The sequence below is a fragment of the Rhodospirillaceae bacterium genome, assembly GCA_040219235.1.
In the GTDB taxonomy this organism is placed as follows: Bacteria; Pseudomonadota; Alphaproteobacteria; order Rhodospirillales; family Rhodospirillaceae; genus WLXB01.
Map to the genome: position 1 here is coordinate 486,725 of JAVJSV010000011.1, position 11,584 is coordinate 498,308.

Here is an 11,584-nt window from a genome sequence, read left to right on the forward strand (position 1 = left end):
CCAGGGCTGTTGGTATTACTTCGGTAAAGCGTAGGGCTAATCCACCGCATGAGGCAAGCAATGGTCTTAAATTTATGATGAATTTAAGCCTTAGGAATTAACGCGTATCAACAGGGCAGGGCCGTACATGCGGTCAAGGATATCCCGCGCAGAATCCGGGTTGCCCAGATACCTTAGGGCCGTGGCTTCACGAATTGGGCGCTTGAGATTTGCCCAGAGACGGCAGAAAGGTCGCGCTGAGAAGATGTCACGTAATCGCGTATTTCTTCTGATATGCCGCTCTATTTCAACGGCACGGTCAGAGTTTGGAGTGCTGGGTGATCGGTCAGATTTTTTAAAAACCACATTCAGGTGTCCGGTTCCCGGCAAAATAGCCAAGTCTGTTGCCACTAATCCTGCCAGACTGCCTGCGTAAATCAGCCCGGTATGAGAAAAATTGTGGAGGTGTGCCAAATGGAACAACCGGTGGGGTCCATGGTAGCGGGCCTCTACGTTGGGAACTTCAACAATAAGCACCCCCGACTCTGATAGCTGCTGGCCGAGCGCGCGCAAAACATTCACGGGATCAGCCAGATGCTCGAGCACATGGTGCAGGGTGATAACATCCCACGCAGAGCCGGTTTGAAGCGTGGCTTCCACGGTGCCGACATCGACATCAATTTCATAAGATGTATTGGAGAAGTCTGCGTATCCACGGTTTGGTTCAATGCCTTTGGCTTGAAATCCTGCCCGTGTCATCAGATAGATGAACTCTCCACCGCCAGACCCAATATCCAGCACTCGGCCTGCCGGTTGCGCATAGGGCAACAGACGGTCCAAACGCTCTAACGCTCGCAGGCCAGCCCGATAAACGTGTTTTGGTTTTGGCGTCATCACGCCTTTATAATCAGAGCGGTAATTGTCCGAATAAAAGGCGTTCAGTTCCGCCGTTGTGGGTTGTGGATTGGTAAAAACATGTCCGCAGTTACGACAGAGATCTGTCTTAAGTGGAGTATTATGACGGTCCTTCTGGCCAATACAAATAAGATTCGCAGACGAGCACAGTGGGCATGAGATCGATTGACCAATAAATGTGAGAGCGCTCAATTTTTGACCTCGTCACGTGGCCACCTATTGTGCAGCCATAGCCATTGTCCTGGCTGGTTTCTCACCCAGCCCTCAATGGTTTGGTTGATTTTGAGCAGTACTTTCTTAACATCCTCTTCTGTATCCCCAGTATTTTCTGCGAACCAAGGTTGTTCGTAAGTCACGCGAAAATGGCAGCCATTCACACGTTCTGAATGCGCTGGGAGCAGAGCGCATCCGTACTTCAGGGCCAGTCGTGCAACGGCATCCCCCGTCATAGCATCCCGCCCAAAAAATGGGACTGAAACGCCGGTGTTCATTTTCTGATCAACGGCCATTTGAACAAAGCCGCCCTCTTTCAGCACGCGTATAATTTCACGCGCACCGCCTGCGCCTTTTTGAATTAACGCGCCGGTTCCGCTGCCGCGTGCATGTCTTAATAGATCTTCTATTAACGGGTTATTGGGTGCCCGGTAGACTAAGGATGGTGGCGTTACGGCCCATCCTATTGTTAAGGCGCTGACCTCCCAGTTTCCAATATGCGCTGAGAACATAATGACCGGCGCATCCGCGTTCGCGATCTCTTTAGCAAAATGCAATCCATCAACTTCGACATGTCCTTTTCCGCCCCTCCAAAGCCGTGACAAGGTCGCATACTCAGCCATGACACGGCCAAAATTATTCCAAACATTTTTTAGTGTTGCCCGACGTTCGCGGTCTGTCATGTCTGGCAAAGCCAAGGCTAGGTTCCGCTGGGCCGTGAGTTGGGCGCGACTGAGTGGCCCAAATAATTCCGCCAATTTTCCGCCAATGGCCGACGCCATCGTGACGGGCAGCACGCGAAATAGACTGAAGGCGGCATAGGCCAGTGCTGCTTCGAGTCTGTGTTGAATTGGTTTAGCAAGGGCCTTGCGTGTCATGTTTTTTTATTCCGCTGATTTTGACCTTGCAAGGTCTGTCCATTCTTACGGTAAGTGTGCGATAGGGTACAGCCCGGATGCTGCCCAAAGAGATAGAAGTCAGATAGGACCTTATGCGCCTACTTCATATTATTGCAGGTGGAGAACATGGCGGTGCAGAACGGTTCTTCGTTGATCTGGCCACAGCGTTGTCTGCCCGCGGTTATCAACAGCACGCTGTTTCGCGGCTTTATCCTGACAGGTCTCAGTCTTTGATTGAAGCCGGTTGCGGTGTGACGGTTGCCCGTATGGGCGGCCCATTGGATATGTTGTCTGGCTGGAGGGCTGCTCGAGCAGCCAGAAACTTCGGCCCTGATATCCTGCTGGCGTGGATGAATAGGGCTGCAGCGCTGGCACCGCGCGGACCATGGCGTATGGTCGGCAGGCTGGGAGGGTATTACAATCTCAAGTACTACGCTAAGTGCGATCATCTGATCTGCAACACACCGGATTTGGTGCAACACTGTATCCGTAATGGCTGGGCTGAGGATCGTGTAGATTATATTCCTAACTTTTCTCCACGAATTGAAAATGTTGAGCCCGTGCAACGGGCCAGTGTGGCGACGCCGGAGAACGTTCCTGTCTTGCTGATTTTGGCCCGCTTGGAAGAGAGTAAGGCCATTGATGTTGCGATTGCAGCACTGGCAGAATTAACAGAGGTTTATCTCTGGGTCGCAGGCGAAGGGTCCTGTGAGCATGCGCTGAAGTCAAAAGCGATGTCTTTGGGAGTATCTGATCGCGTTAAGTTTCTGGGGTGGCGGCAAGACCGGGAGGCTTTGTTGGCCGCCGCGGATATTTGCTTGGTGCCGTCCCGGCATGAGCCCTTTGGTAATGTTGTGGTGAACGCTTGGGCTTCGGGTACGCCTTTGGTCGCGGCAGAAAGCCAAGGACCCAGATATTTAATCACCGATCAGGTCAATGGACTATTGGTGCCCGTTGATAACTCATCAGCTATGTCTGTCGCTGTGCGCCGGGTGTTATCTGATAAGGATCTAGCCAAGACATTGGTCTCAGGAGGTCAGGACGCCGTGAACGACAGGTTCTCAGAAAATGTGGTGATCTCAGCGTATTGCCGGCTTTTTGAACGCCTCAGTTCGAGCTAACTCTTCTTGAAACTGAGCGTAAGAGTATCTGATGATTTACCTGATCAACTGTTCCGGGCATAGTTAATCCATGTCAGAAGCCGTTGATGAGATTGTTCAAGCTGTAGACGAAGGTGAAGTTAATAATCACCTTGGCCTGATTGCAGCTATGACCCGGGAGTTTATTGCCACCCGCGATGCGGACATAATGGCGAAAACGGGTCTTGAGCGAATCACGACGTATGTTGGGGCAGAGGCATCTTCTCTCTTTCTAATTGATGACGCTGGGAAGGAATTGGTGTGCTCGGCGTGCTTTGGTCCGGTCGATATTACGGGCCTTCGTATTCCCGCTGACGCAGGCATTGTCGGGCGCTCATATAAAGAAAATTCGGGCCAAATGGTTCGCGACGTCACAAAGGACGCTGATTTTGGCGCGATGGTTGATGAGCAGACGGGCTTCACGACAAGGTCAATTTTATGCGCGCCGCTCTCCTTGGGAGATGCATGTCTCGGATGCATCGAAATCATCAATAAAACCGGTGGGGCTGGCCTTTTCGACTCTGATGACCTGACCTTACTTGAAACGCTTGCTGGAGCTGCGGCGCTGGCGATTCACAACTTCCGCCTGACTCAGCAAGTTGTGACTCAAGAGCGCGAACGGCATGAACTTGAATTGGCCGCGCAAATTCAGCGGCAGTTGCTGCCGCCGAATGGAGGGCCAGAGTTCCCGGTTCACGGTATCAATATGGCTGCGCGAAGCGTTTCAGGGGATTTTTACGACATTCTGCCGCTCTCTGACGGTCGCATCTGGTTCAACGTTGGGGATGTTTCAGGCAAAGGTATGAACGCCGCGCTCTTGATGGCGAAGACATCGAGCCTGTTTCGTTGTTTGGCAAAGGGGACGGATAATCCTGGGCGGCTCTTTGACGCCATCAATAACGAGTTATGCGAGACCGGAACCCACGGGCTGTTTGTAACGATGGCTGGAGGTTTGTTTGATCCGGCAACCGGCAAAGTCAGCATGGCAAATGCAGGTCATGAGCCCCCGCTTTTGCTGGATGGCTTCGGTGAGTCTTTTACGTTCTTTGAAGCTGAAGCACCGCCTCTTGGTATTATGAGCGGAATTGCAGGCCCAGAGGGTTATCCGACTCATGAAATAGAGCTTAATGGCGGGACTTTTTACATTTTTACAGATGGTCTGACAGAAGCCACTACATTTGGTGGGGGTATGCTTGGTATTGACGGTGCACGCGCCCTAATTCGCCAGCACGCCGAGGAAAGCCCGGATCTTCAACTCAATTCAATTACTGGGGCAGTAAGATTACCTGGTCAGTCTCTCCGTGACGATTTGACGATGTTGATTATTAAAGATACCGGCTATGAAGACGGGACGCGGGTTGCAGTTAAGCCCTTAGAAACAGACGATTCTCCGGTCGGTCAAATTCTCAGACTTCGCGTTCCAGCGAAAGCGGACCGGTTGAAAGTGATTCGTGCTGGAACCGAGCAAGCCGCAGCATATTGTGGGGCATCAGAAGCTTGGACCATTGATCTAGTTATGGCCGTTGATGAAGCGTGCCAAAATATCATCCGACACGCCTATACGGGAATGGATGAGCCTGGTGACATAGTGGTTGATTTTATTCGTAAGCAAGAGTGTCTGATCGTACATCTCATGGACTTTGCTGAACCCGTAGACCCCTCCAAGATCAAATCTCGTGACCTTGATGAGATCCGTCCCGGAGGACTCGGCGTTCACCTCATTAAATCTGTCACAGACGAGGCTATATTTGTTGAGCCCCCGCCTGGGGTTGGCAATTTATTTAAATTGACCAAACGTTTATAGATCACGCTAGACTGCCAGTTAACGCAAGGGGGATTTATGGCGTTGGAAATTATAGAAAAAGACGGTGCGACGGTTGTGGCCCTGTCAGGAGACGTTGACCTTCAAACCTCGCCGCAAGTGCGACAGGGTTTGCTTGAGTGTCTTGAAACTCATGATCGTGTTGTCGTGGATATGTCAGAAGTGAATTACATCGATTCTTCTGGTGTTGCTAGCTTGGTCGAAGCTTTTCAGGTTTCGCGCAAGAAAGGCACCTTTTTTGCGCTTGCGCACGTGAGTCCGGCAGCAATGCGCGTATTGAGCCTGGCGCGCCTCGATAAAGTGTTCTCGATCCACGAGAGCATTGAAGGCGCATTGGCATCGAACGGTTAGTCATATGACGGGCCGTGTTGCAGATAGTCTAGAACGCGTTGGTCGAGCCGCTGTTGCAGGCGTAGCTGAAGTTGGTTTTGCAGCGGTATTGTTTGCGCAAAGTCTGTTCTGGATGGTACTTGGCCACAAGCGGGCGCAACCTGTTCGTCTCACTATGATTTTCGAGCGTGCGATGGAAGTTGGGATTGCCGCGGTTCCTATCGTCACTTTGATGTCGATCACCATCGGAATCATGCTTGCGATTCAGGGCATCTATACTTTGTCCACTTTTGGCGCCGAGCAGCAGGTGACGATTGGGGTAGGCATTTCTGTCGTGCGAGAGTTCGGCCCCTTGATAACGGGGATTCTCGTTGCAGGTCGTACGGGTTCATCCCTTGCAGCGCGTATTGGAACGATGAGAATCAATCAGGAAGTCGATGCTTTGGAAGTCATGGGCGTGAATCCGGTGCGTTTTTTGGTGACGCCTGCGTTAGTTGCGATGACGGTTATGGTGCCGGTTCTGACCTTTTGGGCTGATTTGGTCATGCTTGCGGGAGCCGGTTGGTATATTTCAATCGAACTTGGTATGAGCATGGGTGCGTACGTAGATAACTTGCGTGAGATTATCGTTGTTGATGATGTGATGCATGGCCTGGGTAAAAGCGTTCTCTTTGGTGTTTTGATTACGTTGGTCGGTGTCATTAACGGCGCGTTGGTCGAAGGGGGTGCGGAAGGTGTCGGTCGCATGACGACTCGCTCTGTGGTGCTTGCCATAAGCGCAATCATAGTCACTGACATGATTTTTGCATTCATAACGACGCGCTGATATGGCTGAACCCGCACTCTTAGAGGACCCGAACGTAGATAGTCCCCAGGCGGCACCAGATCGGGACGTCGTAATTGAAGTGCGTGACCTCGTCACACATTACGGTCCACGTGAGATTCTGCATTCTGTCAGTCTCGACGTTTATCAGGGCGAAACCTTGGTTATTATGGGCGGGTCTGGCTCGGGTAAAACCACATTTTTGAATGCACTTTTAGGATTGGTAAAGCCCACGTCAGGGTATGTTCGACTCCTGGGGCAAGATCTCAATGGAATTGATGGCGTGGCCCGGACGAAGTTGCGTCAGAAAATGGGCGTTGCGTTTCAGAGCGGTGCCTTGTTTACGTCAATGAACGTTCTTCAAAATATCATGCTGCCCTTGCGGGAACATACCACTCTTGACGAAACGACCATGCAAATTATGGCGCGGCTTAAGATGGAAGTGGTGAATCTGTCAGGGTTTGATAATCTGATGCCAGCCGAATTATCTGGAGGCATGATTAAGCGCGCGGCTTTTGCTCGGGCTATCGTTATGGATCCACGTGTTTTGTTCTGTGACGAACCGTCAGCTGGCCTTGATCCGGTTGTCGCATCCGCTATTGACGATCTCATTATTGATCTGCGCGATGCCATGGGCATGTCCATCGTTGTGGTGACACACGAGCTTGAGAGCGCATTTAAGATCGCTGATCGCATTTGTGTGCTGGATCAGGGTAATATCTTAATGGTGGGGACGGTTGAAGAAGTGAAAGCCAGTGATAATGAGCGTATACAAAATTTGCTCAATCGCCGCACTGAAGAAGAAGTGCTGGACCCGGATGAGTATCTTCGCCGGTTAACAGCGGCAAAAGACTGAGGGAACAGGGAAGGGGCGTCGGCGTATTAACGTCGTCTAGATAATGTCATGAAAGACAGCAGTATTAACTACGTGGTTGTCGGCGGATTTGTGTCCGTCATGATCGTCGTTTTCGTCGTCATCATTAGCATGCTTGCGGGAAGCACGGGATCGACCGACAAGTATTACACTGTTTACAGCAACGTGGGTGGTCTCAAGTTTGGAACCCAAGTGCTTTACGAGGGCTATCAGATTGGGCAAGTCGATAGTGTTGAGCCCATATTTGAAGATGGGAAAGTCCAGTTCCGCGTAAACATTGAAGTTCAGGAAGGATGGGTCATTCCCGATGACAGCGTTGCCAGAGCAACGGTGTCCGGCTTGTTGTCGGCGATGACGGTCGATATCGCCGGCGGAGATAGTGACGTTAGACTGCCGCCCGGATCACAGATTCCCGGCGTTGCGCCGAGTAACTTTTTTGCAGCACTTTCTGAAATCGGTGCTGAATTTGGAGACCTGAGTCAGAACTCCATTAAGCCATTGATTGAGAGTCTTGGGTCTTACGTTACCCAACTAGGTGATGCGGCTGTCGATAACGCTGGACCAATGCTCGTGAACCTCAACTCCATTTCAGCGGATCTCAATACAAAACTCCCCGAGATTTCGGCGAGTTTAACACGCACGGCACGTTTGATTGAGACCGATGTTATGGGTGAAGAAAATCGCGACAACCTGACAGCAGTATTAAGAAATTTTGAAGTGGCTTCATCGGATATGGCTGGCCTTGCAGCAGAACTTAATGAGACGCGGACGCTCATTCATGAGTCTGTAAAGCAGATCAATGCTGTTGTGTCTGAGAATGCAACGGATGTTAACGATTCCGTCAAGGACCTGCGTTACACCCTGGCGACCATCTCCCGGACGATTGATGACATCACAGGGAACCTTGAGGCGAGCAGTCGAAATTTTGCAGAGTTTAGCCGCTCAATTCGCCAAAACCCTGGTCTATTGTTGGGTGGTTCGCCCCAGCAGGACGAATCCTTGGCAAATTCAGGTCGGTAACGGAGAGCGGTATGGCACATTCAGTACTTGTCCGATGTGGGTTGTTTGCTGAGATCAGGCGTGTTGGTTTTACTAGCATACTGGCAGTGGCGGTTGCATCCTGTTCGTCTCCGCCGGTTCCAACCGATACATTTTACAATCTAACGTCTGGGCGTTCTGTAGGCGTTGAGTCTCAGTCGAAGATATCTGCAGCCTTAGAGGTGCCGCCGTTTCGTGCTGAGGGCGTCATTAACGAGCGCGCCATCGTCTATCGCGAAACCGAAACTATTCAGAAGCAATATACGTATCATTATTGGTCTGAGCCCCCTGCTATCATGATTCAACGCAGTGTCATTGATGCGTTGCGGTCAGCGCAGGCATTTGATCAGGTCGCTGCACCGGAAATCCGCACTAATCGTGACTATGAGTTGACGGGAATTTTACGTCGTCTTGAGCATGTCGTTGGTGGGACCAGCAAGGTCGTTGTAGAGTTTGATGTGGGCTTACGCCGCATTCGGGGCAACGATTTGGTGTTTCTGAAGACCTATCGCACAGAAAGAGACACTGGTCGTGGAGTTGCCGCCGCTGTTAGTACAATGAGTGCGGCTCTTGATGATCTGTTGCGTGAAATGCTTGGCGATATTGACCAGGCCAGGATCTTAAGTCCCTAGTCGTAGGACCTGTGCAGTTAGGTCCTTTGTAACCGGGTCCTATGCAGCATTATCGTTCTGGTAGTTGTGACGATTGCCGCTCCCGGTTAGTATCCGCGCCTTTCCGGCCTGAACTGCCGTTGTAGGAGTGCCCCGTGCGATTTGAGTCGACCCGTGGACAAGCCCCAAAGCTTGATTTCGACGATGTTTTACTGACTGGTTTAGCCAGAGATGGCGGACTCTATTTGCCTAAGGCTTGGCCACAGCTTAGCGCCGCCGAGCTAAAGTCGTTCAGGGCGCTATCCTATGCTGATCTGGCCACTGAAGTGACCAAGCCATATTTAGCTGAATCAAATGTGGCTGATACTTTACCCGAAGTAATGAAACAGGCATATGCGTCTTTTGATCACCCGGCTGTCGCACCGATGGTGCAGTTGGCGCCAAATACATGGCTAATGGAGCTGTATCATGGGCCAACTCTGGCGTTTAAAGATTACGCCCTGCAGGTTGTTGGCCATCTGTTTGACCGCGTGTTGTCACAGAAGAAAGAGCGCATCACGATTGTTGGGGCGACATCTGGCGATACAGGCTCTGCGGCTATTGCAGCCTGCGCTGATCGCGATGCTGTTGATATTATCATCTTACACCCCAAGGGCCGTGTTTCTGAGGTGCAGCGCCGTCAGATGACAACAGTGACTGCAGGTAATGTTCAAAACGTCGCCATCGACGGTACATTTGACGATTGCCAGGCGCTTGTTAAAGCGATGTTCAACGACCAGTCTTTTCGCGACGAGATGCATCTGTCGGCGGTCAATTCCATTAACTGGGCACGTATTATGGCGCAGATGGTTTATTATTTTTATGGGGCGTTGGCTTTAGGTGCACCAGACAGGCCAATAGCATTTGCTGTACCGACCGGGAATTTCGGCAACGTGTTTGCCGGGTATTGTGCTGCTAAAATGGGATTGCCGATTAAGGCGTTTTTGGTCGGTTCAAACCGGAACGATATTTTGACCCGGTATTTTGAGACGGGTGCCATGACAACCGAGCAAGTTGTGCCGTCGCTCAGCCCCGCCATGGATATACAGGTCTCCTCTAATTTTGAGAGGCTTCTCTTTGAATCTTATGGACGCGACGGTAATGCCGTGAAGCGTTTGATGGATGGCCTTGCTCAAAGCGGATCTTACACTGTTGAAGATACCGCGCGCAGTGCTATCGACAAACAATTCGTCGGCAGTCGCTTGAGTGACGATGAGACCAAAGCCATGATGAAATCCATATACCATGAGACGGGTCTGCTGGTTGACCCTCACACGGCAATTGGTGTTGATGCGGCACGGAAGTCCACACTGGACCCCTCTGTTCCTAAGATCGTGCTATCGACGGCACATCCAGCAAAATTTCCGGATGCGGTTGAAGCGGCGACCGGTGTCCGCCCTGGTTTACCGCCCGCGATGGCCGATCTGTATGATCGCAAAGAACGCTATACAGAACTGCCCAATGATCTTTCACAAGTACAGGCGTTTGTCCGCGCCCACAGTCGAGTCTGAGGCAAAGTAATTTGATGAACAGTTTATGAGTGGAACTTCTCGCTTAAAAACAACGACCCTCGATTCAGGTTTGCGTGTCGTGACAGATCTTATTCCCTCTGTTGAAACGACCGCGGTTGGAGCTTGGGTGGAGGCTGGTACGCGACATGAAACGCTCGAACTAAACGGTATTTCCCATCTGCTAGAGCATATGGCGTTTAAGGGTACACATCGTCGCACAGCGCTTCAGATTGCTGAGGATATGGATAACGTTGGAGGGCAGTTAAACGCCTACACGAGCCGCGACCATACGGCCTATTACGCTCATGTCTTGAAAGAAGACTTGCCGCTGGCAGTCGACATTCTCTCGGATATTTTGCTCAACGCGACTATGGATGAAGAAGAATTTGGGCGCGAGCAGCAAGTCGTGGTGCAGGAGATTTATCAATCAGAAGATACGCCCGATGATATTGTCTTTGATTGGTTGCAAGCAACGGCCTATCCGGAGCAAGCGCTGGGGTGGCCGGTGCTCGGCACTGTTGAGTCAGTTAACCGAATGACGGCTAACAACCTACAGCAATATATGTCTAGCCATTATCGGACCGGGAATATGGTTGTTTCTGCGGCCGGTCGCGTTGATCATGATGCCTTTGTTCAGAGCATTGCAGATGCCTTTGCGTCCTTACCACAAGGTGACGGCCCTAACAGCCAACTTGCCCATTATGTGGGCGGTGATGTTCGCGCTGCTCGCCCAGTCGAACAATTGCATCTGGTTTTGGGCTTTGATGGCGTGGGGTATCACGATCCCCATTATTATCCTTTATCGGCTTTGTCGGTGCTGTTCGGAGAAGGATTATCGTCTCGACTCTTCCAAGAAGTGCGAGAGAAGCGGGGTTTAGCCTATTCAGTGTTTTCGTCGACCAATGCTTGTGAAGATTCGGGTGTATTTACGGTCTATGCAGGAACCAGCCTGGATCAGACCGAAGAATTGGTCACGGTTCTGACCGAAGAAATTAAGAAAATGATGGGAGGGGCAACCGCTGACGAAATCAAACGTGCGAAAGCTCAACTCAAGGCCAGTTTGCTAATGGGGCTTGAAAGTATAGGAAGTCGGTGTGTCCAGCGCGCCCGGCAGATATTAGTTTATGGCCGTACATTGGATTCTGCTGAGATTATTGAACAGGTGGAAAGTGTCTCTATGGCATCCATACAAGACGCCGCCCATCGAGTTTTCTCGACATCCCCGACCATCGCAGCCATTGGACAGATTGACCGATTGGCTGACTACGACTCCATCAAAGCCCGTTTGACTTAAAAAAACATCCTAGGGGGCTTGCCGTTGTCTAAGCGTTCAAGTGAACGGCACGGTCACATATCGGTCACTTTAAAGTGGGGGCTCGCCTCAACGCCGG

11 protein-coding genes are annotated in these 11,584 nt (G+C 51.2%); 9 read left to right on the plus strand and 2 right to left on the minus strand.

Going from position 1 to position 11,584, the window contains the following annotated elements:
* Positions 1-90: 90 nt before the first annotated feature.
* Positions 91-1,086, minus strand: a complete 996-nt coding sequence (locus RIC29_06275) for a class I SAM-dependent methyltransferase (protein MEQ8734509.1) — start codon at positions 1,084-1,086, stop codon at positions 91-93.
* A complete protein-coding gene (locus RIC29_06280; protein MEQ8734510.1) occupies positions 1,083-1,985 on the minus strand; it encodes a lysophospholipid acyltransferase family protein in 903 nt (300 codons plus the stop codon). Before RIC29_06280 ends, RIC29_06275 begins: the two co-directional genes overlap by 4 nt.
* A gap of 113 nt (positions 1,986-2,098) precedes the next feature.
* On the opposite strand from RIC29_06280, the gene RIC29_06285 reads away from it, so the two are divergent.
* The 9 genes from RIC29_06285 to RIC29_06325 all read left to right on the plus strand — a co-directional run bounded on the left by RIC29_06285 (position 2,099) and on the right by RIC29_06325 (position 11,487).
* Complete coding sequence (locus tag RIC29_06285; protein MEQ8734511.1) at positions 2,099-3,127, plus strand: glycosyltransferase; 1,029 nt, start codon at positions 2,099-2,101, stop codon at positions 3,125-3,127.
* A 70-nt stretch (positions 3,128-3,197) separates the two neighbouring features.
* Positions 3,198-4,949 (plus strand): SpoIIE family protein phosphatase, encoded by a 1,752-nt coding sequence (locus tag RIC29_06290; protein MEQ8734512.1) that lies wholly within the window; start codon positions 3,198-3,200, stop codon positions 4,947-4,949.
* 36 nt (positions 4,950-4,985) lie between these two features.
* Positions 4,986-5,318, plus strand: a complete 333-nt coding sequence (locus RIC29_06295; protein MEQ8734513.1) for an STAS domain-containing protein — start codon at positions 4,986-4,988, stop codon at positions 5,316-5,318.
* 4 nt (positions 5,319-5,322) lie between these two features.
* A complete protein-coding gene (locus tag RIC29_06300; protein MEQ8734514.1) occupies positions 5,323-6,123 on the plus strand; it encodes an ABC transporter permease in 801 nt (266 codons plus the stop codon).
* Position 6,124: 1 nt separating this feature from the next.
* Complete coding sequence (locus tag RIC29_06305; GenBank protein ID MEQ8734515.1) at positions 6,125-6,976, plus strand: ABC transporter ATP-binding protein; 852 nt, start codon at positions 6,125-6,127, stop codon at positions 6,974-6,976.
* 48 nt (positions 6,977-7,024) lie between these two features.
* Positions 7,025-8,014 carry an MlaD family protein gene (locus tag RIC29_06310; GenBank protein ID MEQ8734516.1) on the plus strand — a complete coding sequence of 330 codons (990 nt, stop codon included), beginning with the start codon at positions 7,025-7,027 and terminating at the stop codon, positions 8,012-8,014.
* 11 nt (positions 8,015-8,025) lie between these two features.
* Complete coding sequence (locus RIC29_06315; GenBank protein ID MEQ8734517.1) at positions 8,026-8,664, plus strand: ABC-type transport auxiliary lipoprotein family protein; 639 nt, start codon at positions 8,026-8,028, stop codon at positions 8,662-8,664.
* A gap of 134 nt (positions 8,665-8,798) precedes the next feature.
* On the plus strand, positions 8,799-10,193 hold the full coding sequence (thrC, locus tag RIC29_06320) for a threonine synthase (GenBank protein ID MEQ8734518.1): 1,395 nt from the start codon (positions 8,799-8,801) through the stop codon (positions 10,191-10,193).
* A gap of 25 nt (positions 10,194-10,218) precedes the next feature.
* The gene (locus tag RIC29_06325) at positions 10,219-11,487 is read left to right on the plus strand and encodes a pitrilysin family protein (GenBank protein MEQ8734519.1); all 1,269 of its coding nucleotides are present in this window, start codon (positions 10,219-10,221) and stop codon (positions 11,485-11,487) included.
* Positions 11,488-11,584 lie beyond the last annotated feature (97 nt).